General features: G+C 41.2%; 24 protein-coding genes. 6 read left to right on the top strand and 18 right to left on the bottom strand.

The window, feature by feature from the left end:
* Positions 1–39: 39 nt before the first annotated feature.
* On the bottom strand, positions 40–270 hold the full coding sequence (secG, locus tag M1D98_RS16140) for a preprotein translocase subunit SecG (RefSeq protein ID WP_003220028.1): 231 nt from the start codon (positions 268–270) through the stop codon (positions 40–42).
* Positions 271–419: 149 nt separating this feature from the next.
* On the opposite strand from secG, the gene M1D98_RS16145 reads away from it, so the two are divergent.
* A complete protein-coding gene (locus M1D98_RS16145; protein WP_121643287.1) occupies positions 420–1190 on the top strand; it encodes an alpha/beta fold hydrolase in 771 nt (256 codons plus the stop codon).
* A gap of 40 nt (positions 1191–1230) precedes the next feature.
* Here the strand turns inward: M1D98_RS16145 and M1D98_RS16150 are convergent, their stop codons facing one another.
* Positions 1231–1464, bottom strand: coding sequence for a helix-turn-helix domain-containing protein (locus M1D98_RS16150; RefSeq protein ID WP_003220031.1), 234 nt, complete (start codon positions 1462–1464; stop codon positions 1231–1233).
* A gap of 151 nt (positions 1465–1615) precedes the next feature.
* Here M1D98_RS16150 and rghR point away from each other — a divergent pair, with 151 nt between their 5' ends.
* The 4 genes from rghR to M1D98_RS16170 all read left to right on the top strand — a co-directional run bounded on the left by rghR (position 1616) and on the right by M1D98_RS16170 (position 4712).
* Positions 1616–2020: a transcriptional repressor RghR gene (gene rghR, locus M1D98_RS16155; protein WP_010328616.1), complete on the top strand. Its 405-nt coding sequence runs from the start codon at positions 1616–1618 to the stop codon at positions 2018–2020.
* Between the two features lie 26 nt (positions 2021–2046).
* A complete protein-coding gene (locus M1D98_RS16160; RefSeq protein WP_121643288.1) occupies positions 2047–2466 on the top strand; it encodes a helix-turn-helix domain-containing protein in 420 nt (139 codons plus the stop codon).
* Positions 2467–2559: 93 nt separating this feature from the next.
* Entirely contained in the window at positions 2560–2883 is a 324-nt protein-coding gene (catR, locus tag M1D98_RS16165) for a catDE operon transcriptional regulator CatR (protein ID WP_010328618.1), read from the top strand.
* A gap of 128 nt (positions 2884–3011) precedes the next feature.
* A complete protein-coding gene (locus M1D98_RS16170; RefSeq protein WP_121643289.1) occupies positions 3012–4712 on the top strand; it encodes a methyl-accepting chemotaxis protein in 1701 nt (566 codons plus the stop codon).
* Between the two features lie 30 nt (positions 4713–4742).
* Here the strand turns inward: M1D98_RS16170 and M1D98_RS16175 are convergent, their stop codons facing one another.
* The 14 genes from M1D98_RS16175 to opuBA form a co-directional block, all read right to left on the bottom strand.
* Positions 4743–6122: a HAMP domain-containing histidine kinase gene (locus M1D98_RS16175; protein WP_010328620.1), complete on the bottom strand. Its 1380-nt coding sequence runs from the start codon at positions 6120–6122 to the stop codon at positions 4743–4745.
* A complete protein-coding gene (locus M1D98_RS16180) occupies positions 6113–6775 on the bottom strand; it encodes a response regulator transcription factor (RefSeq protein WP_010328621.1) in 663 nt (220 codons plus the stop codon). The genes M1D98_RS16175 and M1D98_RS16180 overlap by 10 nt, the downstream gene beginning before the upstream one ends.
* A gap of 17 nt (positions 6776–6792) precedes the next feature.
* Positions 6793–7563 (bottom strand): lantibiotic immunity ABC transporter MutG family permease subunit, encoded by a 771-nt coding sequence (locus tag M1D98_RS16185; protein WP_121643290.1) that lies wholly within the window; start codon positions 7561–7563, stop codon positions 6793–6795.
* A 1-nt stretch (position 7564) separates the two neighbouring features.
* On the bottom strand, positions 7565–8320 hold the full coding sequence (locus M1D98_RS16190) for a lantibiotic immunity ABC transporter MutE/EpiE family permease subunit (protein WP_010328623.1): 756 nt from the start codon (positions 8318–8320) through the stop codon (positions 7565–7567).
* On the bottom strand, positions 8317–9033 hold the full coding sequence (locus tag M1D98_RS16195) for a lantibiotic protection ABC transporter ATP-binding protein (protein ID WP_121643291.1): 717 nt from the start codon (positions 9031–9033) through the stop codon (positions 8317–8319). Before M1D98_RS16195 ends, M1D98_RS16190 begins: the two co-directional genes overlap by 4 nt.
* Position 9034: 1 nt before the next feature.
* Positions 9035–9544 carry a NisI/SpaI family lantibiotic immunity lipoprotein gene (locus tag M1D98_RS16200; RefSeq protein ID WP_205600454.1) on the bottom strand — a complete coding sequence of 170 codons (510 nt, stop codon included), beginning with the start codon at positions 9542–9544 and terminating at the stop codon, positions 9035–9037.
* Positions 9545–10017: 473 nt separating this feature from the next.
* A complete protein-coding gene (locus M1D98_RS16205; RefSeq protein ID WP_003220055.1) occupies positions 10018–10188 on the bottom strand; it encodes a gallidermin/nisin family lantibiotic in 171 nt (56 codons plus the stop codon).
* A 73-nt stretch (positions 10189–10261) separates the two neighbouring features.
* A complete protein-coding gene (locus M1D98_RS16210; protein ID WP_121643293.1) occupies positions 10262–11590 on the bottom strand; it encodes a lanthionine synthetase C family protein in 1329 nt (442 codons plus the stop codon).
* Positions 11563–13407, bottom strand: coding sequence for an ABC transporter ATP-binding protein (locus tag M1D98_RS16215; protein ID WP_121643294.1), 1845 nt, complete (start codon positions 13405–13407; stop codon positions 11563–11565). Before M1D98_RS16215 ends, M1D98_RS16210 begins: the two co-directional genes overlap by 28 nt.
* Positions 13398–16490, bottom strand: coding sequence for a lantibiotic dehydratase (locus M1D98_RS16220; protein ID WP_121643295.1), 3093 nt, complete (start codon positions 16488–16490; stop codon positions 13398–13400). The genes M1D98_RS16215 and M1D98_RS16220 overlap by 10 nt, the downstream gene beginning before the upstream one ends.
* A 220-nt stretch (positions 16491–16710) precedes the next feature.
* Entirely contained in the window at positions 16711–17382 is a 672-nt protein-coding gene (locus tag M1D98_RS16225; RefSeq protein WP_121643296.1) for an ABC transporter permease, read from the bottom strand.
* A 16-nt stretch (positions 17383–17398) separates the two neighbouring features.
* The gene (gene opuBC / locus M1D98_RS16230; protein WP_121643297.1) at positions 17399–18319 is read right to left on the bottom strand and encodes a choline ABC transporter substrate-binding lipoprotein OpuBC; all 921 of its coding nucleotides are present in this window, start codon (positions 18317–18319) and stop codon (positions 17399–17401) included.
* An 11-nt stretch (positions 18320–18330) separates the two neighbouring features.
* Positions 18331–18984 (bottom strand): choline ABC transporter permease OpuBB, encoded by a 654-nt coding sequence (gene opuBB, locus M1D98_RS16235; protein WP_121643298.1) that lies wholly within the window; start codon positions 18982–18984, stop codon positions 18331–18333.
* Positions 18985–18998: 14 nt separating this feature from the next.
* On the bottom strand, positions 18999–20144 hold the full coding sequence (gene opuBA, locus M1D98_RS16240; RefSeq protein ID WP_121643299.1) for a choline ABC transporter ATP-binding protein OpuBA: 1146 nt from the start codon (positions 20142–20144) through the stop codon (positions 18999–19001).
* 284 nt (positions 20145–20428) lie between these two features.
* Here opuBA and M1D98_RS16245 point away from each other — a divergent pair, with 284 nt between their 5' ends.
* Complete coding sequence (locus M1D98_RS16245; RefSeq protein WP_456279732.1) at positions 20429–20962, top strand: GbsR/MarR family transcriptional regulator; 534 nt, start codon at positions 20429–20431, stop codon at positions 20960–20962.
* 31 nt (positions 20963–20993) lie between these two features.
* Here the strand turns inward: M1D98_RS16245 and opuCD are convergent, their stop codons facing one another.
* Together opuCD and opuCC are read right to left on the bottom strand one after the other, a co-directional pair.
* A complete protein-coding gene (gene opuCD, locus M1D98_RS16250; RefSeq protein WP_010328633.1) occupies positions 20994–21668 on the bottom strand; it encodes a glycine betaine/carnitine/choline/choline sulfate ABC transporter permease OpuCD in 675 nt (224 codons plus the stop codon).
* Between the two features lie 17 nt (positions 21669–21685).
* Entirely contained in the window at positions 21686–22603 is a 918-nt protein-coding gene (gene opuCC / locus M1D98_RS16255) for an osmoprotectant ABC transporter substrate-binding lipoprotein OpuCC (protein WP_121643300.1), read from the bottom strand.
* Positions 22604–22612: the final 9 nt, after the last annotated feature.

The following is a 22612-nucleotide window of genomic DNA, read 5'->3' on the forward strand; positions in this document are numbered from 1 at the left end:
AAGGCCTGACTTCACATCAGACCTTATACAAACATTGCCCTATAGGATATAAGCAAGCGCAATCGTTAACACGAAAAACAAGACTGCCAGCACAACCGTGATGCGGTGCAAAATCAAATCAAGACCTCTTGCTTTTTGTTTCCCGAAGAGCTGCTCCGCTCCGCCTGAAATCGCACCAGATAATCCGGCACTTTTACTGGATTGAAGCAAAACGACAATAATAAGTGCAATGCTGACGATAACCAATAAGGTAATCAAAACCGCGTGCATCCCATACACCTCCAGACTCACTGGCCTACATTACTTCTATTTTACATGAAAAGGGTTGGCATGTCACGCTGTATCAAACGCCAAAAGGCGGGATAAGACGTATAATCTTGGTTACCCTATGCATATGAAAAGGTCAAAGGAGAAAAACAATGCCCCTTATCAGCATAGCCAGCAGAAAACATCTTTATTATGAGGAATATGGACAAGGAATTCCTATTATTTTTATCCACCCGCCGGGCATGGGACGTAAGGTTTTTTATTATCAGCGCCTTCTCTCCGAGCATTTCAGGGTGATTTTTCCCGATTTAAGCGGCCACGGCGACAGTGATCACGCGGATCAGCCAGCCTCCATCTCTTATTATGCGAACGAGATCGTGCAATTCATGGACGCTCTTCACATGGATAAGGCTGTATTATTCGGGTATTCCGCCGGCGGGTTAATCGCCCAGCATATCGGCTTTACCCGCCCGGACAAAATATCTCATCTTGTTCTGTCCGGCGCTTACCCCGCTGTTCATCACGTAATCGGAGAGAAGATTCACAAGACGGGGATGTATCTGCTAGAGAAGAACGCCGGTTTGCTCATCAAAATCCTTGCTGTCAGCCACACAAAAAACAAAGAAATTCGACATCTATTAGCAGGCCATATGAAAAAAGCGGACCTTGTCCATTGGCATCAATATTATCAGGATTCGCTCCGCTACAACTGCATTGAACAGCTGCCTACTTTACACATGCCAATGCTGTTTATGTACGGCGGCCTGCGGGACTGGACCTTCCCTGCCTCAAGCTATTACCGCAAAGCTTGCAGCCATGCCGAATTTTTCAGGTTGGAATATCAGGGGCATCAACTGCCGACAAAACAATGGAAAACATGCAATGAACTGGTGACAGGGTTTGTGCTGACCCATCATTCTTAAGGATAGAAAACGCTTGGTCTCCTTGCGTTTTTTGGTTTCTTTATTGACTTTTGTCAATAAAATCATAGTAAAAAAGATCCTCAAATTTCAAGTTAAAATAATGAAGCATTTTACCGATCACAAGCTGCCCCGGCCGTCTTTCTCCATTCAGCACGCGGCTCAGTGTGGCGGGTGAGACCCCGATTTCCAGCGCAAGCTGATTAAGGGAGTAATCGTTATTGACCATATACTGCAAGACATAATCACGTCTGATCTGTATCTTTTCTACTGGCACTTTCCTCACCTTCCATTCCTGGGAAACTTTTTTCTATACTTTTACATTACGGCTTATGTTAACTTTTGTCAATACATTTCCAACCCAACTATTCCCTTTAGTCAATAAACATACTAAAATATGAGTAACAGTGAGGGACGGGGTGAGATACATGGAAAGCTTTGGCGAACAATTGCGGTCATTGCGCGAAGAGAGAAAATTAACAGTCAACCAGCTGGCGACTTATTCAGGCGTAAGCGCGGCCGGCATCTCCAGAATCGAAAATGGCAAACGGGGCGTACCCAAACCCGCCACCATCAAAAAACTGGCGGAAGCCTTAAAAATTCCTTATGAAGGGCTTATGTATAAGGCAGGTTACATCGAAGAAGTACATGAAGCCAGGGCTCCTTATGAAACAAAGTGCAAGCTGCTTGAAAAAGCGGAGGCCTATGGCTTGAAAAATCTAGCTCTTCTTGAAAAAGAAAAGTGGCAATATCTCAATAAAGAAGATTTGCTCATGCTTGATCATTATTTTTCGTTTATTTCAGACGAAGCCAAAAAACGTTCTGCTGACTAATCCTTGATAGAAATGAGGCGATCACCATGTCACCGTTCGGACAGCAATTGCGGGAGCTGCGCCGCGCCCGCAAACTGACAGTGAATCAGCTCGCGGTATACTCAGGCATCAGCTCGGCAACCATATCAAAAATTGAAAACGGCAAGCGGGGCACGCCAAAACCTGCCACTATCAAAAAACTGGCGGCCGTATTGAAAGTGCCCTACGAAAACCTGATGACGGCAGCAGGACATATTCGGGCCTTTCCAGAAGAAATCCGCGAAGCTTCGGAAAGCTATCAATCTGTTTATGGCATTTATCAGACGGCTGTCACTCGCGGAGTGGAGCACCTCCCGATTTTCAATAGCCAAAAATGGGGATATCTCTCCAAACAGGATATTGAACATCTCAGCAAATACTTCGATTTTTTAGCCTCGGTAGCAAAAAATCGAACCTCTTCTTCATAATCCCCTGTATCTCTCTTCGTGCATTTTATCAATCACGCTTGGATACCTTCGCTCGTCATTTGCGTTATAATAGTGACAGACGAGGTGAAAAGTATGAACCAATCAGAAATGTGTCCTAGATTTGAAAAAGCAGTCGACATCTTGAGTAAACGCTGGGTCGCTTTGATCGTATTTCAGCTCTTGAACGGATCGCAGCGATTTAGCGAAATTGAAGCAGCACTTCCAAATCTAAGCGGCAGAGTTCTGTCAGAACGGCTGAAAGAACTTGAGCTTGAAGGAGTGGTGAAGCGGGATGTCATCCCCGAAACTCCGGTTCGCATCGAATATTCATTGACCGATAAAGGAAAAGCGCTAGCCCCCATTTTAGGTGAGATTTCGAAATGGGCGACGGATTGGATTGACCCTTCCTTTCACTGATGAATAGTAAAAACGGATCATCTCGATATGAGATATCCGTTTTTTTATTTTTATTTATTTCCAGATGAAAAATCAATTTCTCTGCCGATATATAGTACATCACAGTACTTATAAAGGAGAACACGTATATGCGATTGACGATTTCCCGCAAATTCAGCCTGGTATTTTTGACACTGATCCTGATCAATTTACTGATAGGCGGAATAGGCGCTTTTAATATGCAGCATATCATTCAAAAGACAGATGAAATCAACACACAATGGATTGACGGTATCAAAAAAATCACATCGATTAATTATTTGACCGAACACCTTTCATCTAAAGAAAAAGATTTTCTGATTTACACAGATAAAAGCAAAATGGATGCGCTTGAACAAGAAATGAACCAGATTCTAAAAGATATCAATCAACAGATTGATGACTACAAAAAAACGATTTCCAATGATCAAGAACAAAAATTGTTCGAGCAGCTTCAAAGTGAAGTGAACACCTATACTGATATTCATGAGCAAATTTTAGAAAGCGGCCGCACGAATGACATGGATAAAGCAAGAGGCCTATTGGTACAGACTGAGGCCAGCTTTGAGGATATGAAACAGACAGTCACTCAGCTTGTTGACTTGAATAAAGAAGGCAGCAACACAGCTGTAAAAGAAACGAAGGAAGTATACCATAAGGGACTCATTTACACGGCTTTGCTACTGGCAGCTTCCATCATGATTAGCATTGTCATCTGGCTTTATATTACTCGAAACATTGTAAAGCCGATCATTCGCATGAAGGAATCTGCGAATCATATTGCCGAAGGAAATCTGTCGAATGATATAGAGCCGCTCAACTCAAAAGACGAGCTGGGCGATCTGAACGAAGCGCTGCAAAAAATGGTAGGCAATCTGAGAGATATCGTCGGGTACTCAAAGGAAATCTCAAGCCGGGTTCTTTCCTCTTCACAAGTACTGACAACAGCAACAAATGAAACGAGATCCGGCAGCAAACATATTACCGAAACGATGAACGAAATGGCAGAGGGCTCTGAACAGCAGGCCCAAGACGCCGTGACGATTGCCGAATCGATGAACGAGTTCACCGAAAGCATTGACAAAGCCTATAATCACGGCATGACCATCAGCGATACGTCTCAAAATGTTCTCGGACTCGCGGTAAGCGGAAATGAAAATATGGCTACGTCATTGCAGCAAATGAAAACGATCCATCATATCGTTCAGGAAGCCGTTCATAAAGTGAAATCGCTGGAGCAGCATTCCCAGGATATCAACAAGCTCGTTCAGGTCATCAATGGCATTGCCGAGCAAACGAATTTGCTGTCACTAAACGCCGCGATTGAAGCTGCCCGCGCGGGAGAAAGCGGCAAAGGCTTCGCCGTTGTGGCAGAGGAGGTCAGAAAGCTGGCTGACGGCGTTTCTGATTCCGTGCAGGATATTACCCGGATTGTAGGCGGCACACAGCAGGAAATCCACGCTGTCATCAAGTATTTAGAAAGCAGCTTTACAGAAGTCGAAAAAGGAACAGAAAATCTGACAGACACCGGACAGGCTATGCAGCAAATCAAGCATTCCGTCACCAACGTCGCAGAAAGCATTAAGGAAGTAACGAATGGATTGAAGCAATTAACAAACCAATCAATTACCATCAATCAATCGATCGAAAATATTGCTTCTGTATCTGAAGAGTCGGCCGCCGGCATTGAAGAAACATTTTCAATTACCGAGCAATCCGCCCACTCTATGGATCAAGTGCTCCAGAATGCCGAAGAGCTTGAGCAGCTGGCGAAGGAGCTCAATGAGAAGATGGATCAGTTCACCATTTAAAAATAACCCACGTCCCGTTAGGGCGTGGGTTTATTCCTTATTTAAGGGAATTTTGACTCGAACCTCTCCTCCACCCGCTTTCGTATTTCCAAGAGCAAGTTCTCCGTTGTGAAGGTTCACTGCATTTTTAGCAAACGTCAATCCCATTCCATAATGTCCTTTAGCATGGCGGCTCTTATCATCCATGTAAAAGAGTTCTGTTGCTTTTTTTAATGCTATTTCAGAAAATCCGCTTCCTGTATCTCTCACAAAAAAATAAAAAGACTCAGAATCGCATTTTGCATATACTGAGACGGTTCCGCCTTCCGGTGTATAGTCAACTGCATTTGTTAAGATGTTCAATAATGCCCTATGTAACAATTGCCGGTCTATTTGCGCTTCTTTCAATAGATGTTCTTTTTTGAACACAATGTTTATCTTTTTATTTCCTTTATAGGCGGATATATCTTTCTGTAACGTTTCTGTCAGCTTCTCTACAGATGCTTTCTCAAAATGAACCGTTAAGGAATCCTCTGTTTTCGATAGGTGAATGAGCTGATAAATATATTGTTCAATTTGATTTCCTGCTCCAAGAATATATTTTGTATACTCAGCTTGCTCTTCGTTTTGTTTTGACAAGCTGAGTAATTCAGCATTTCCCTTAATAATCGTAATCGGAATCTTGATGTCATGCGCCAAAGCGCCTATTTGTTCTTTTTTGTTTTTTTCCAAACGCCACTGTGCCTCAAGTGAGGACTGAAGTGCATCTCTCATTTCAATCAAAGAATCAATCACATCATCGAATTCCTTAATATGTGTAAATTCGGGAGTGAATTGCAAATTTTGCTCTTTTATATATCGGGTGATGACGTTCAATGTCTCAAAATGCTTTCTTAACCGATTCGCAAAGTAAGTTGTTATAATAGAAATCACTATAATGAGCAAGATAATCAAAATACAAATACTCGTTAATTCATAATTAGGAAGGTATTTTCTTAGTAAAGGCGAACCGAAATCGGCTCGTAATGAATACTGCAAAACACAATATTCATTACCTCTATCAATCACCATATATCCTTTTTGCTTATAATTGACATACGGTTTTTTTTCAATCTTTTTTTTGACCAGCTGCAGATCTTTTTCTTGAATAGTTCCAGCCGTTTTTTGTTTTGTTTCTTTGTCAAGGATGGCATATGACATTGTATCAGGAATCATATCGGCAGTTACTTCGTCGATGGTTTCCAGCTTCGGCGCAAGTTTTTCCGCTTCCCGTTCATTATAATTCGCTGGGTGTGAGAAACCTGTATTCATCGCGATCGTATTCACAAAAATATATAGCAGTGCAAGTACGACCAAGCTCACACATAGGGTCACCATATACTTTACCAGTTCTCTAAGAAGCGTTTTCCGGCTCTTCACACCTATTCCCATTTGTACCCAACGCCCCATACTGTTTTGATGGGATCTGCATGATGCTCTTTACATTTTTTTCGAATCGTTCTGATAAATTCAGTAATGGTTGAATACAAGGCATTCCCCTCTAATCCATATATCTCCTCGTAAATTTGTTCTCTCGAAAATGTTCTCCCTTTATGTTGAGCTAAAAATTCACAGATTTTATATTCATTTTTTGTTAGGTTGAGTTTGTTGTTATTGATAAATACCTCTTTACTATCAAAATCAAATAAAAAACCGGAGATCACTCTCTTCGATTGGTGTTTATCTCTCTGTTCCCTTCTTAAGTGAGCATTCACTCGGGCACTAAGCTCTTTTACGCCGAACGGCTTTGTAATATAATCATCTCCACCGGTAATAAGCCCTTTTACTATCGCTTCCTCTTCCGTTTTAGCTGTGAGGAATAAAATGGGACAATCAACCAAAGGCCGTATTTGTTCACATAACTCAAATCCGTCAATATCCGGCATCATTACATCTAGCAAAATTAAATCATATCCTTGAAATACATCGGGCGGCTGTCCATGAACGTGCTCTAAAATGTCAACTTGATGCTGGTCACGGCGCAGAATATTTTGTATCAGGACAAGAATATCTTTTTCATCATCGACAGCAAGGATTTTTGCCATTTCCCGGCCCCCTCATACTATTCAAATGTTTTTCTGCCTTCCCATTTACTAAACCAAATAAGACTGGCAATAATTGTACATATTATACCAAAAACCATGATCAATACACCTGAATGTATTTCATGCATTAACAAAGGGTGATCCCCTTGATTTACTTCTTTAAAGTGAAGTAATCCATGTAAATCTGACAATCTAATCCCCCAAGCCCACGGGTTATATTTCCATATCGCATCGCCAAGTCCAGTGTTCATTAGAGCTGTCATGAGCAGGCCGGCTCCTCCTATCAGGACAGAAGCTCCCATTCCAAACATACAGCTGATAAAAAAGTAAATACAATATAGGACTACACTGCCCGCAACTAGCCAGGCACCACCCATTATAAACATATCGTAAGACAAATCCGGCACGTTTAAAATAAACTTTAGCCCTATGAAATAGATCAATAGCGCTAAACCAATAGAGAAAACCTCCATGATAAGCAGCATGAACAATTTACTGACATAAGCAATCACTTTCGGAGCAGTGCTCCCTAGTAACACATGAAATTTCCCCGCCTGTTCTTCTAAGGTTGCAGTCATTCCGCACAGCACCCCGATGAGCAGCGGCAATGCCACTCCAATAGCTTCCATAAAAGATTTATACAAGTGAAATTGGCTTTGATCTCTCCCATAAAAATAGAGGATCAATACGCATGAACAAACGATAGGAATAATAAAATGCAACCACATAAAGGAGGTGTGCTTGGTTTTCTGGAAATCAGCTTGTAAACACCTCAAAAGCACTCTCACCTTACATCGCCCCCTGCTTTTTTGTTCTGTAATCGATGGAAGGAGCAAATGAACGGCTAGTGAAAAATGCCAGTATCAAAAATAACAGAATAGAAATCACTATAGCAGGAGGGATGACCAGCCAACTCAATAAAGGATCATTATTCTCAAGCAGCAGGCCATTAGGGTGAATACCAATAGTTGGAGCCATCATTCGAATTGGCCAGCTCCACGGAATGAACCACCAAAAGGAACGTGAGGCCGGCATAATGCCCAGAACGAAGGTTCCTATCAGATTTAACATGACCGCTATTGTCAACCCCCACTTTTTGGCCACAAATAAACAGAGTGGTATCTGCCAAAGACTTGTTAACCAAAGCAACAAGCTTGCAGCGATTGTAGAAAGCGTAATAATGGCAAAATCAGCTATAACGAATCCCATGAGTAACATAAAAATCAAAAATACAATCTGAGATAATAGTGAATAAATGACAATAATGATAATTTTAGCATACCATACTTTCCCCAGATTTATAGGCAATGAATACGTCCCATTATAATCGGAGGCCTTTTTTTCTTTTTGATGAGATAAAGAACAAAATAATGCAATCATTACCGGCATAAACAAAATAGACCACCAGTTATAAGTGCCTGATACAAAAAACTGAACGTTCATTAAAAAAGAAAAACCTATATTAAGAAGAGGTACAAAGATAATCATTTTTCTAGAAAACGTCCTCTTAAACTTTAGGTTTTCGGCTTTTATATAATTTATCATCTTTTGACACCTTCTTTTTCACGGCTTGCCTTTACCACTTCCATAAATAAGTGCTCCAAATCATCCGCCTCGTTTATTTTCCCCTCGTACCCGAGATGACCGCCGACGATAATGCCGATATGGTCTGCAATTTGCTCTACTTCTGAAAGAATGTGACTAGATAAAATGACCGTGATTCCCTCCTGAGGAAATGAGCGAATAAGGTCTCTAAGTTCCTGTATTCCTATTGGATCTAACCCGTTCGTAGGTTCATCAAGAATTAATAATGTAGGGTGATTTAATAGGGCGATTGCAATTCCAAGCCGCTGCCTCATTCCCATCGAAAACTGCCCTGCTCTTTTCTTCCCAGCATGCAGCATATCTACAGTCTTTAGCACACTGTGGATGCGATCTTCGGAAAGGCCGAGCAGCGTGGCATGTACTTTCACATTTTCAAATGCTGTTAAATTATCGTAAAGAGGCGGAGATTCTATTAACGATCCGATATTTTGCAGATCAGATCGTTTCCATTTATGTCCGTCAAAGAAAACCTCACCTGACGTTTTCCGTAAAATTCCCGTTAAAATTTTTAGGGTTGTCGACTTTCCAGCTCCATTTGGTCCCAGCAGACCGTAAATGCTGTTTTTTTGAACAGTTAATGAAACATCTGAAACAGCTGTTTCTTTGCCAAACCTTTTTGTAAGACTTTTGGTTTCTAATAAGACTGTACTCATGTCACTCTCTCCCTTGTTCCGTTTCATTCTTTATCAAGACCGCTCGATAATACTCACGATTAAACTCAACAATGATTTCCTCGTTGACATCAGTTTCCTCGTTTGTACTGTAAACCTTCCCATAGCGTAAAGGTTTTTTCTCTCTGATTTCATCCGGGTCATTAGAGATATACGGTTCTTTTAGTTCTTCTTCCGACCATCTCTTTCCATCACCATCTACAAAGAAAGTTTGGCCTATAGCCCCAATGACTTTTCCTTTTTTGTCTTCATCAACTTTATCTTTCAGCTGATAAAGTTGATCGTCATAGACCACTTGATCGAGTTTTCCCTTATCAATCAAGCTCTCCATTGTTTCAGATGTCTCGTTTTCGTTGTCATCAGTAAAATGCATTGTTTTTTTCGTTTCTTCAACAACCTTATCTTTAAACTTTGTGAATGATTGACAAGCCGATAACGTACATAAAACAATGAAACAGCCTAACAGGTTTACACATCTTTTCAAAAACAACATACACCACCTCAATCTTATGAAATTTCCCAATCGCTGTTAATTACCGACTTTATTTAGCCATATGAAGATGCTTTTTCACCGGATGCAGACCATTCTAGAATACTTTTATCAAAATTTAATCAAAAAACATTTCCAAGTGGAAACTTTAGGCATTTGGGGGCCAGCTCCACGATCACATGCCAAATAAAAAAAGTGTGATCAGATCACACTCCTCACTCTAGACAAAACTATTCATCTCCAAATTTAAATGATTGTCTTCAAATATTCTTAACTAAAATCCCTGTTAAGAACCCTTGATTCATTCATTTCTTGTCAATGGTCCCTTTATCCCCCATGAAGCTGAATATAAAAAACGGGTGTGAGATATAACTCTTTCACACCCGTTGCTTTTCACATGTCTCAACTCTAAAAAGATAAGTATGTATGACGCTCAGAAGTGCAAGGAGTCGAGGCAAAGTGATTAGTGGTTTTACTTATTTAGAGATTTTGCAGTTACAAGTAAGTGTTTGTAGGAAGCAAGTTTGCAATGCACCCGTTACACATCCTGGTGTGCAAAGTGATTCACTTTTCCATTGAGGAGTGATTTTAGAGTCTTGTTTAGAGACTTTTACAACATCCAAATCGAAATCATCGAACTTTGACATATTGGTCACCTCCTTTCAATACCTATATAGTAACGGAAAAATATCAAGATTTTATCATTTTTTCCTTTTTTTATTAAATTAATAATGCTTTTGTCCAATCTGTTTTTGATCCTAATTCCATATTTAACATCCCTAACCCTACACCTACAGCGCCATCCAACAGACCAACGTACTGCAAAGGCACCACTTCGTCCCCTTCCATTGATTCATAGTTATGGAATCCAAAGATATAATCCTTGTCATAGAAGCTCATAATCTTTTGTTTGATCTCTTGAAGCTCTTCCTTAAAATACTCTTGTCCGGTGAGTTGATTGACGGCCAGCATAATCTGACCGATACCGCTATAACCATGGCATACGGTAGGTGAATAAATTCCCTTTATATCAGATATTGTGTATCTTAAATTTTGTACTCCGATATTTAAAAGTTCAGGATTTTGAAGTGCTTTTCCAGCTTTAACAATCGCCAGACATACACCAGGTCTCCCATAACACCAAGCATCTCTGCTAAAATTGACTGCGTTAGGCGGAGATCCGTTTTGATACTCCTCAAAGCTAATAATTCCATTCCAAAACAATCGGTCTTGCTCTTCTTTTTCGGAAAATCGCAGTAGGAAGTCCACCATTTTTTCAATCGCGCGTTCTTGCCCCTTTACTTCAATTCCTTGCATGAGTGCTGAAGACAGAACACAAATAGGACCAGGTATTCCATGTGCTAATCCCATATTAAAATTGCCGTTAGGATAAGCTTTTTTTTCAATATCAGTAAACTGATGTTGAGAAGGAATATGCCACCCAGGAACTGTTTCTCCATCTACGGTAATGTCTTCGGTTAACCTAACCAGATAGGTTAACATATCAATTAACAAGTCTCCCATAGCCTTATCTTCTTGAAATAGCAGCAGATAGCTTGCAATGCCGCTAACTCCTTCTATCACATCGTAGTCACTCATATACACTTGCCGCTGCTCAAAATCAGCAAGCAATTGAGGTACGGTTTCAGCCAAATAGTCGTTAATACTAGAAATCAAACCATTATAATAGGTGAAATGTTGCGATAAACAGACTGCTGCCAACCCAATGCCAGCTGCTCCAGAAAACATTGAAGGAGTATGCATCCCATTTTCTTTTATTTCATTTACTAAAATCGACAAATATTGATGTCCTAGGTCGTCCCATCCTTCCTCAGGAAAATGGGCGTGCAATTCGGCATATAACATGCAAATGCCAGGTATCCCGTGACTCAAAGCAGTTGACTTCCAAGGGATCAGCGGAACTTCACCGATGCTGCGAAAATTATCTTTTTGATTCACTATTTCAAGCACTTTATCGTAATTAGAAATTTGACGAGCCATTTCTTTCACAATTTCAACTTCTATCCCTGATACAGTGCCTCTTTCCATTTGGTGCCTTCCTCCTCTAATGGATTCATATAGTTCTCGGATTCATCCATTTTTTTATATAACGGACATGTTTTTAATAGCTCTTCATGTGATCCTATTCCTACAATTTCTCCTTCATCCATTACAATGATTCGATCTGCAAGTTTGGCAGCAACTAATCGATGGGAAATAAAGATTCCTATTTTATCTTTTGACAAGCTGAAAAAAGTATCGAACGTTTCTTTTTCTGCAATTGGATCCAGCGCAGAACTGGGCTCATCCAAAATATACAAGGAAGCCTCCCTAAAATAAGCTCTTGCCAAAGCAATCTTTTGCCATTGTCCGCCGGATAACTGTCTTCCTTCATCAAACCATAGTCCGAGCTGTGTATCGAATTGATAGGAAGAATGGCTTTTTAAGAAATCGGCCTTTACAACATCGAGAACCTCATGCATTTTGTTTGTTTGATGTAGTTTATCAATTTGTCCGAATCCTATATTTTCTTTTAATGTCATTTCGTATTTCATAAAGTCTTGAAATAGCGCTGCAATTTGGTTCATATAACTTTCCATATCCAGTTCTTTAATATTTGTTCCATTAATCAAAATGTCGCCCTGCTGAACTTCATATAGGCCGGTAAGGAGCTTAATGAATGTGCTTTTCCCTGATCCGTTTGGCCCGACAATGGCTACACGTTCTCCTTTATGCAAGGAAACGTTAATATGTTTCAGTGTCTGTTCTCCTTGGTTGGGATAGATAAAGCTGACATTTTGAAAAACAACAGAATGAATAGGCTCAACAATTGGCTTCTTGTGACCTTGACTTTTCTCTTCTTTTAATTCCAGAAATTCATACAATTGATTCATATAGAGATTGCTGTTATAGATCGAATAAATGCTTGTCATGATAGATTGTGAGTGATTTTGCACCAGCGAAACCGATCTGATATAGCTCATTACATTACCGACCATTATTTTTCCCGCAAAAGCAGACATGATGGCAATAAAAATAATGACAGCTCCAACTAATTGCACTGCAATCTCATATATGAGGTTCAAATACGTTTTCTTTCTTAATATCTTTGTATCTTGTTCTATAAATGATTTTTTGATATCCCAGTACTTGTTTAACAAATAATCCTTAAGGTTATACAATTTTAATTCTTTAAAAGAAAAGTCATGTGTGAGTATATAGCTGATATACCAAGACTTTCTTTCCTTTCCTGCCCTTTTCCAGTGTATGAAAAATTCTTCCTGGCCAATTTTCAAGAAATAGAAAAGAGAAATGACCGGAATAACCAACAACAGGAGTGAGACTTTAGGATTCCATGACATCAAAAACGCAATTGATGAGAGCAGCGTCACAAAGGATGTGATCATTGTAATGATGGCTTGAATAATCTGATAGGGCTTATAACTGATCTCTTTCGTTACCCTCTCCAACTTGTCATATATTTCCGGGTTTTCAAAGTCCTTGAGAGCTAAATTACTGCTCTTTTTCATGACTTTATAGTTGAGCTTATAACCAATATTTAATTGAAATTTGCCATTATAAAATTCGGAAACCTGCGAAATGAGCTCCGAAAAAAAAGATACCCCTAGATATGTCAAGAAAATGGTGATAACAATTGACACATCTTTCCGGATCGTCACAAGGGAATTAATCAGTTCTTGTGAAATATATAGTGAAACAATTGGCAGAATACCGGTAATAATGCTGAATACTATCAACTTTAAAAACAGTGATCTTTCTAAGGTGAAAATCAACTTGAACGTCTTAGGCATTTGTTTCATGATAAACAGCAGCTCTTTTAGCTTCAGTTGTTCCTTTACTTCCATACTAAACTACCATTCATCTTGTGATATCGTTGCGCATATAAAGAATGTCTGCATAGGGTAAGAATTTTATTTTCTAGTTCTCTGTCAGTTCCAAATAAACGATTGCAATGCAGATGGATGACACTTCCTATGCGTGAATAAATCTCATCTTTGTTATCAAATGCCTGTTTGATTAAACTTGCATAATGAGCTGCGGCCATTTTTCTTGCTTTCAACGTTTCATATAGTATTCTGCCATCACTTGTTTTCTTGAGATGATCCCAATCTCGATCAGAATTGCACATCTCAATATACAGTTCTCGATCCTTTTTAAATTCAGTACGATACTCATTCTGCAAGGAATTTCTCTCTAAAAAAGTTAACTGTTCTTCAAACGTTAGCTCGAACTGTTCTAAAAACTGTATAACCGAAACCATGCCTGCAATTTCCTTGCTTATCGCAATATCTTTCATCCGGTGCATTCTAATTATCGTTTCAACAACTTTGCTGTCTTCACAGAAAAGCTGTTCTGCAGCGTCCATTAGATATAATCCGCCATATCGTTCTATCTCCCGCTCGTATTGAGTGATAACAAACTCTGAAACCAGCCCTTTTTCTCTTAAGCTTTTCAGCCAATTCAATAGTTGAGGAAACAAGCTGTACAGCACTTCGGCTTTTCCATTCAATCTAAATCTTACATGAGGCTTTGGATCCCGATACCTCATAAAGAAATGTCTGACTGGATATTGATCAGAAATCTGGTTATAAAAATCCGCTATTTCAAAAGCAATTAACTCTTCTTCCCTTGTTTGTTTACAATAAAGCTTAATAAACAGCCAATCTTCAAATGGCATTTTTATTCTGTCGGAACCACTTTCCTCTATTGCGTTAAGAATCGGTAAATTCAATGGTTTTTCTGGCTGTTTTCTGAGCAGCGGAACGACGATTTCTCCAGAATAGACATGTTGGTCTTTATCCATCAATGCATCTTCATCACGCTCAGCAGCCATAAGTTGTAATGGCTGGTTATGGTCCGTTTTTTTCAGTTCCCAGAAAAAAACCTCCAAAGTACGTTCATCCTCTATATCAATCAATAATCGATTGTCTGCGTTAACGATATAAAATGTTTGCGGCAGTTCATAAGTACGATGAAATTCAAAAAAAGCAGATTTCATCTCTTCTAGTGATGAATTCGAGTGCATGCTTACATCACTTTTGTATATCAGCCATTGTTCGCATGATAAGGTTATCTCTTTATATTTGATTTCAGGGATATACTTGAAATCACTATAGATGCCAACCCAAGGGAAGTCACTCCATTTTCTTTTTCCGTCCCTTGAAATTTCTAATAAGAATCGTATAGCGTTTGTCATTAACAACGGATTAAACATATGATTTGATTCAAAAGACAGAATTTCGCCAGTTGTTTTATGTCTAGCATAAAAGATATCGTTCTTATTGATTCCAATTAGAATATCTTCTGCTTTGACGGAATCATTAAGATGCAGAGCGCTATTCGTAAAAAGAGACATTTCTTTTTCTCGGTAGCTTACATTTCTAGTTACATTTCCAGACCTGACCTGATTAGGTACAATACTCAACTCACAAACTTTCGAATGTTTCTCTGTTAACTCTTTCTCCTTGTTATGTAAGGCCTCTATGACTCCACTGATTGAATCAGACATATAGGAAAACCTGCCAAATGTTTTCCCTGCGCGGGTTGACCCCACGTTAGGGCCTAAATAAAGCATGACTTTCCCATTTCGTAATTTAACAAAGAAATTGAGCTCAAGTGATAAAGGGATCTCTTCATCAGAAATGGTAGCGTTGCATATGCTATGGAATGTTTCGTCATTTAATTGAATAGGAGCTTTCTTTCTAACTGATTCAAAATACTTTCTCAGGAAAAATTGTTTCATTTCAGGTGAAAATTGATCCGGAAATGATGTTTCTTCAAAGAATTCATTAGCAGGATTCGTATAGGTAGCAGGCGCACCGATGCCAGTGTTTGAACAAAGCATTTCTAAAAGCGGAACTTCTCTTTCATATCCATAGCGCTCCAAAAAAACATGTTTGTACTTTTCTAAGTGGTCTACATTCTTTGCGGAAGGAGAAGCCATATAAGTAAACATGCTGGCCAATTCACTTATGGCAAGAGATGTTTCATGATCTAGTTGAATAGAGGAGTCTGCTAATCCAGCGTCTACTTGCAGAGGAGATGATGTCTTTATGAGTTTATCCATTGTTTCAATCAGATTTACATACTGATGCTCCCCCTCTCCGATCGCGATTCGATTATATGTATCTATCTGATATTGAATGTTCTTACAAGCCTGAATGAGATCATTCGGAATATGGCTGTTTTCCGCTTGAACAATTACATACTGAAATTGATCTGAAACAGTCATTGGCGGACGTAAATTTGATATCAAGAACTCTTTGTCAATAAGGTCTGTTACATACTGATTAATTTTATTGATTGGGGTATTTGGATAGTTATCTACCAAACAACGGATCATATCTTGATAAGCAGCAGATTCACCACAAAGTTCTTTTACCAAATGGAAAACTGAAGTCGCCCGAACACTAACTTCTTCAGATTTTCCATCTGTACTGTACAACAAGTAAGCCCGGTCACCTTTCATATAGCAAGCGGAATTTAATGTGAAAGAAAGCCGGTCGCTGTATTCATTTTCCAATTTTCTAATGAGTTGATAGAGCCACTTAAAATCAACCCGAGCCTTTTTGTAAAATGAGTGTTGGTCAAAAGACAATTGATTTTTATTGGCGAAAGACCCTATTCCCACCGAAGAAAAAAGGCCAAAAGGTGTGGTTCTCGTTGCTCTTCTTGTTGCATACTTCAAAATAGCCTGCTGAAAGTTGCGCTTTTTTTTCCCTTTTAATTTATTCGGCGATTGCAGGAAAGTATGTATTGTTTCGTAAAGCGTCCTGCTGGATACCAGTATTTGTTCACGAAACAATGAATCGTTGCAAAGGTCATATAATAACTGATCGATATCGTGAGAATTCTCATTTTTTAAGTCTTGATGTACTAAAGGAATCCGAATCATATAATGATCTATAGGTGTATATAAGGATTTCATATTAGTCTATAGCCCCCCATATTTATCCACTTTATATAATAACAACAATTCTACATCCCTCTGCAGAGTCCTCCATTTTATTCTATTTAAACCAAAATTATTACAATACTCTACTTATACTTTACATTCTAAAAATCAAAAAAATATCAAGATTCACCTAATAAATACCATAAAAAAAGGACTCTTTTCCCTCTCAGAAAAGAATCCTTTTTGCTTAGGTCTACACATTTATTACCTTGCTTCTGTTTTTTTGTTTCACTGGATTCAACACCCTTTCAATCCAAGCCATAATTAAATCTGCTCCTATAGCCATCACCGCAGTCGGTATCGCGCCGGCGAGAATAATCGCAGTTCCGTTTGTGGCGTTTGAGCCGCGGACGATCATGTCCCCAAGGCCGCCGGCGCCGACAAATGTGCCGATTGCCGTAATCCCAATGGCAATGACGAGAGCCGTGCGCAAGCCTGCCATAATAACGGAAAGCGCGAGCGGAAGCTCAACCATCCGGAGCACCTGGAATTTCGTCATGCCCATTGCTTTTCCCGATTCTAAGTAGGCGTGTTCAATGCTGATAATGCCTGTGTAGGTATTTCGAATAATCGGCAGAAGGGAATAGAGAAATAATGATACAATCACAGTGTTTGCGCCGAGCCCCATGACAAGCATCAAGACGGCCAGCATGGCAAGCGCCGGGATGGTCTGAATAACGTTTGTGACGGCAAACACCCAGGCTGACAAGCGGCGATAATGCGCAATAAGGATTCCGACCGGAACCCCGACGACAGCGGCAAACACAACGCCGTAAGCCGACATGAGAAAGTGGCGGCTGAATTCTTCCATGACGTAGCTTCCGTTTTGCGTATAATACGTCATTAACTGTTCAAGCACGTTCATTGCCTTCGTCCCCCTTTCACGATTCGAAGTAGTGATGCGTTTCTAAATATTCCTTGGCAACGACAGACGGTTCTTTTAGATTGCCATCGACTTCGTAGTTGAGCTCTTGCATTGTGGCTGTGTCGATTTTCCCGATCATTTTCTGGATCACGCCTTCCAGCTCAGGATGTTCTTTTAGAACATGTTCCGGAACAACCGGAGAGCAGTCATACGGCGGGAAAAATTGTTTATCATCCTTTAGCATTTTGAGGCCATAGGACTTGATTCTTCCGTCTGTGGAATACGCGAGCACAATATCCATTTTTCCGTTTTTCACCGCGTCATACACAAGGCCAATCTGCATTGGATACGTGCCGCCGAATGCCATGCCGTAAGTTTTTGTAAAGTCTTTATAGCCGTTTCCCTTGAGCTTCATCCAATAGTTATCAACGCCCAGCTTTAATTGCGGCGCCCATTTTTTCACGTCTGATACGTTTTCTAAATGATATTGATTCGCCAGCTCCTCGCTGACCGTAAAGGCATATGTATTATCAAACCCGTAGGAGTCATACCATTTTAAATCATACCTTTTTTTAAACTCCCGCTGTATCAGCGCCAGCGCTTTACCCGGATCTTTTTCAGGTTCCATTCTCAGCGTGCCTGTCAGCGCGTCGCCTGTATATCTTGTGGCCGCGATATCAATTTCCCCGTTCATTAAGGCCTGCTGCTGCACCGCGTTGGACCCGAGATTTTTAATGGTTGTTGTTTTCAGGTCGGTATGGTGTTCGATCAGCTGCCCGAGCATGCTGGCGATGATTTCTGATTCGCTCATGCTTTGCGCGCCGATTTTAACCGTCTGGTCTGAAGCGGCGCTTAGCCCTGGAAGCGAACAGCCGCTCAACGTCAGCATTGTTGCGAGCGTTAAACCGATCATCCATTTGAGAAATTTTCTATTCATGAGCCGCCTCCTTATGAAACTTCCTTCAATCTCTGCATGCCGGCAGGTGTCAGTTTTCGTTCAGCCACCGCCAGCACGTAATCAATCACAATCGCCAATATCGTGACAGGCACAGCGCCCCCGATGATATATTCCGGCTGATATAAATTCAATCCGATAAAAATATAATCACCCAATCCGCCGCCTCCGATAAAGGAAGCAAGCGTTGCCCAGCCGATTAAGTAAATCGCCGAGGTTCTGATTCCCGCCATGATGACAGGCGCGGCAAGCGGCAGTTCCACCAAGCGGACTTGTTCAGCCGGCGTCATTCCGATGCCTTTGCCAGACTCGAGCAGATTTTTGTTGACGCCGCGTATGCCGGTATACGTGTTGCGCAGAATCGGCAGAACGGAATAGAAAAACAATGCCACAATGGCTGGAACCTTCCCCACACCCAAGAGCGGAATAAAGAAAGCGAGAATCGCCAGACTCGGCAGTGTCTGAATGATATTGACGATACCGATAATCGCGCCGGCTCCCTTCTTCATTCTAGTCAGCACAACCCCGAGGGGTACGGCAACGAATACGCCTAAGATGACAGCAATGAGCGATATTGTGATATGTTCATATGTTTTATAAAGGAGTTCGCCTCCGTTGGTTTGCAAAAATTGAATAATATGATGCATGACTTGTTGCCTCCTTATGACAATGCCGCGAGCTGCTTTTCTTCTCCCCAGAGGGAGTCATATACAATGTCGACCAGACTCGCTCTAGTCACTATTCCGATTAAGCGCCGGTTTTCATCCACAACAGGGACATATTTGACACCCCGTTTTAAAATTTTGCGGACCGTGTCACGCAGCAATGTCCCGCCCAATACGGTGTAAAGGTCTTCATGTAAAACCTCTCCTATGAGATTGGCTTTTTTCCGGCATTGATCAATGATCTCAACATCCACATAGCCTTGCAGAACGTGCTCGCCATCGACAACAAGCAGTGAATCGACACGCTCCTGCCTCATCAGCTGAATCGCTTCAGAAAGCGTTTTATCCGCGGTGATCGTTACAGGCTGTGTGTTCATAATCTGGTCGACCCGTTCCACATCCGGGCTGGCTGACTGAATCAGCCGCTCCTTGCCGATAAATTCCTCAACAAATTCGTCTGCCGGATTTCTCAAAATGTCATCGGGCGTTCCAACTTGAACGATTTCTCCCGCTTTTAAAATCACAATCCGGTCTGCCAGCTTAATCGCTTCATCCATATCGTGGGTAACAAATACGATGGTTTTATGTAAGGTTTTTTGCAGTTTTTTAAATTCTTCCTGAAGGGAATCCCTCGTAATCGGGTCAAGCGCCCCAAACGGTTCATCCATTAAGATAAGCGGCGGCTCCGCGGCAAGTGCCCGTAATACACCAATTCGCTGCTGCTGTCCTCCGCTTAATTCATGAGGGTAACGGTCCAAATATTCTGGCCCCATATCGACCAATTTCAAAAGCTCACGCGCACGCTCTTTCCGCTTGTGCTCCGGCCATTTCAGCAGTTTAGGGACAAGTGAAATGTTTTGCTGAATGGTCATATGCGGAAACAAGCCGATCTGCTGAATGACATAGCCGATCTTACGCCTTAACTCTACGGGGTCCTGTTCTATGATGTTTTCGCCATCAATAAAAATCTTGCCGGCGGAAGGCTCAATTAATCGGTTTATCATTTTCATTGTTGTTGTTTTCCCGCAGCCGCTCGGGCCGATAAAACAGATAAATTCGCCTTTTTCAATCTTAAGATTCACGTTGTTCACGGCTTTTTTGCCGCCCTTGTATGTTTTCGAGACATTTTCTAATGTCAGCAAACATCGCACCTCCAAAATTAAGTTTATTCAATTCGTTCAGTTTATATTTAATTTTTCAGACAATTGAATGCTTCCCATTATAGAATAAAGTTTATAAAATAAAAAGTTTACAATTTGTTCATATTGTTTATAAAGTATGTGTAAGCGCTGATTTACCCGCATTGACCTATGATGATCTCCTTATTGCTCCAATTTCCTGCCGAATTCTCTTGTTACAGCTTTTCCGCCATGTCAAAAATGTGGTATATTGACATCGGAATTGTTAGCTGAAAGGATTGAAACCGTTGGAGAAAGATCCGTTAACGATCATTGAACAAGCCGAGGACCATTTAATAGAAAGAATCGCGGAAAACATGCATGCATTTGGAATGCCCTCTACCGTCGGGCGTGTGCTGGGCATTATTTATATGAATCGAAAACCGATGACGCTGACCGAATTGTCTGAAGCGACCGGTATGAGCAAAACACGCATGAGCCAAGTTGTCCGGGAAATGCTAGATGCCAACATTGCCGAGAAAGTGTTTGAAAAGGGCGTGCGAAAAGATTTATATGAGGTTGAGCAGGATTACTATCAAACATTTATCACGCTGTTTACAGCCACTTGGAGCAAAATCGTCAGCAAGAACAAAATGATGCATAAAAAACTCAATCAGGAGCTGCTTAGCATGTTGGATGAAGAGCTTACTCCTGAAGCGGAAGAGAAAGTGAATGAGCTGCTGAAAGAACTAAAAGAATGGCTCGATTATTACAATTGGCTCGGCCGTTTGATTGAGTTTTTTGAGTCTGAAGAAATATTCAAACATGTACCGAAGCCCTAAAAACGCCCTGTTTTCCACAAGGCGTTTTTTCTTATGCGGCGCCAGCCAGGTTTTTCTTCTTTTTCTTTTTCATCGGGCTTAACGCGCGTTCAAGCCAGCCCATGACCAAATCGGCAATCACCGCCATCAGAGCCGTGGGGATGGCGCCCGCTAATATGATCGCGGTTCCATTTGTTGCGTTTGATCCCCTGACAATGATATCACCGAGACCGCCCGCGCCGACAAATGTCCCGATGGCGGTAATGCCGATGGCAATGACAAGCGCGGTGCGCAGGCCGGCCATTATGACAGAAAGCGCAAGCGGTAGTTCGACCATCCGCAGCACTTGACATTTTGTCATTCCCATCGCTTTTCCGGATTCAAGATAGGCATGATCAATGCTGATAATGCCTGTATACGTGTTTCTGATAATCGGCAGAAGAGAATAAAGAAATAATGACAATATCACCGTATTAGCGCCCAGCCCCATGACAAGCATCAGCACGGCGAGCATAGCGAGAGCCGGGATGGTCTGAATGACGTTCGTCACCGCAAAAACCCATCCGCTTAATCTTCTGTATCTGGCTATCAGGATGCCGAGCGGAACGCCAACAATGGCAGCAAATAAAACGCCGTACACCGACATCAGAAAATGGCGGTAAAACTCCTGCAGCACGTAACCGCCGTTTTGCGAATAGTAGTTGCCAAGCTGCTGTAGTACTTCCATATGATCCGCCTCTTTTCTTAGTCAAAATAATGATGTTTCTCTAAAAATTCCTTTGCTACGACAGACGGCTCCTTCAGCTTGCCATCCACCTCATAGTTAAGCCCCTGCATCGTTTCCGTATCGATTTGCCCAATCAGCTTGTTAATCACACCTTCAAGCTCCGGATGCTCCTTGAGCACCTTTTCCGGAATCACCGGTGAACAGTCATACGGCGGGAAGAAACGCTTATCATCTTGTAAGATTTTCAAGTCATAGGCTTTAATCCGTCCATCCGTTGAATAAGCCAGAACGGCGTCCATTTTCCCGTTTTTGACTGCGTCATAGACTAGCCCGATCTGCATGGGATAAGTTGTGCCGAACTCAAAGCCATATGTGCTGACAAAGCCTTTATACCCATCGCCTTTTCGTTTCAGCCAAGCATTGTCGACGCCTAATTTATACTGGGAGGCATTTTTCTTCAGGTCAGACACGGTGTGAATATGCTCCTTTTCCGCAAACGTTTTTGTTACGGTGAAGGCATATGTGTTATCAAAGCCGTAGGAATCAAACCATTTATAAGAAAAGCGCTTTTGAAACTCGTTCTGCACAATGTTCAGCGCTTTTTTCGGATCTTTCTCCGCTTCCTTGCCGAGGGTGCTTGTTAAATCTGTTCCGGAATAGCGCGTGGCAGAAATATCAATGTCACCGCCCAGCATTGCTTGGTGCTGAACATAGTTTGACCCGAGATTTTTCACTAAAGCGGTATTCAAATCTGTATCATGTTCAATAAGCTGCGCGATCATATTCGCTACAATTTCTGATTCTGTCATGCTTTGTGCGCCGATTTTGATCGTGTCGTTTGAAGCGCCGCCGAGCCCCGGCAGAGAACAGCCGCCAAGCAGCAGGACAAAGGCGAGAGCGGGCGCGACTAGCCATTTGATTTTTTTCGTTTTCAACAGAGCCAA

It is taken from the genome of Bacillus sp. K7 (assembly GCF_053903245.1).

Bases quoted from the DNA above. Each gene is read 5' to 3' on its own strand.
- M1D98_RS16175 (WP_010328620.1), bottom strand. From the start codon at position 6,122: ATGGGAATAGGTGTGAAGAGCCGGAAAACGCTTCTTAGAGAACTGGTA.
- catR (WP_010328618.1), top strand. From the start codon at position 2,560: ATGAACCAATCAGAAATGTGTCCTAGATTTGAAAAAGCAGTCGACATC.
- M1D98_RS16225 (WP_121643296.1), bottom strand. From the start codon at position 17,382: ATGAACGTGCTTGAACAGTTAATGACGTATTATACGCAAAACGGAAGC.
- opuBC (WP_121643297.1), bottom strand. From the start codon at position 18,319: ATGAATAGAAAATTTCTCAAATGGATGATCGGTTTAACGCTCGCAACA.
- opuCD (WP_010328633.1), bottom strand. From the start codon at position 21,668: ATGGAAGTACTACAGCAGCTTGGCAACTACTATTCGCAAAACGGCGGT.
- M1D98_RS16190 (WP_010328623.1), bottom strand. From the start codon at position 8,320: ATGATAAATTATATAAAAGCCGAAAACCTAAAGTTTAAGAGGACGTTT.
- M1D98_RS16195 (WP_121643291.1), bottom strand. From the start codon at position 9,033: ATGAGTACAGTCTTATTAGAAACCAAAAGTCTTACAAAAAGGTTTGGC.
- M1D98_RS16145 (WP_121643287.1), top strand. From the start codon at position 420: ATGCCCCTTATCAGCATAGCCAGCAGAAAACATCTTTATTATGAGGAA.
- secG (WP_003220028.1), bottom strand. From the start codon at position 270: ATGCACGCGGTTTTGATTACCTTATTGGTTATCGTCAGCATTGCACTT.
- rghR (WP_010328616.1), top strand. From the start codon at position 1,616: ATGGAAAGCTTTGGCGAACAATTGCGGTCATTGCGCGAAGAGAGAAAA.
- M1D98_RS16180 (WP_010328621.1), bottom strand. From the start codon at position 6,775: ATGGCAAAAATCCTTGCTGTCGATGATGAAAAAGATATTCTTGTCCTG.
- M1D98_RS16215 (WP_121643294.1), bottom strand. From the start codon at position 13,407: ATGGAAGTAAAGGAACAACTGAAGCTAAAAGAGCTGCTGTTTATCATG.
- opuBB (WP_121643298.1), bottom strand. From the start codon at position 18,984: ATGCATCATATTATTCAATTTTTGCAAACCAACGGAGGCGAACTCCTT.
- M1D98_RS16200 (WP_205600454.1), bottom strand. From the start codon at position 9,544: ATGTTGTTTTTGAAAAGATGTGTAAACCTGTTAGGCTGTTTCATTGTT.
- M1D98_RS16160 (WP_121643288.1), top strand. From the start codon at position 2,047: ATGTCACCGTTCGGACAGCAATTGCGGGAGCTGCGCCGCGCCCGCAAA.
- M1D98_RS16210 (WP_121643293.1), bottom strand. From the start codon at position 11,590: ATGGAAAGAGGCACTGTATCAGGGATAGAAGTTGAAATTGTGAAAGAA.
- M1D98_RS16220 (WP_121643295.1), bottom strand. From the start codon at position 16,490: ATGAAATCCTTATATACACCTATAGATCATTATATGATTCGGATTCCT.
- M1D98_RS16205 (WP_003220055.1), bottom strand. From the start codon at position 10,188: ATGTCAAAGTTCGATGATTTCGATTTGGATGTTGTAAAAGTCTCTAAA.
- M1D98_RS16170 (WP_121643289.1), top strand. From the start codon at position 3,012: ATGCGATTGACGATTTCCCGCAAATTCAGCCTGGTATTTTTGACACTG.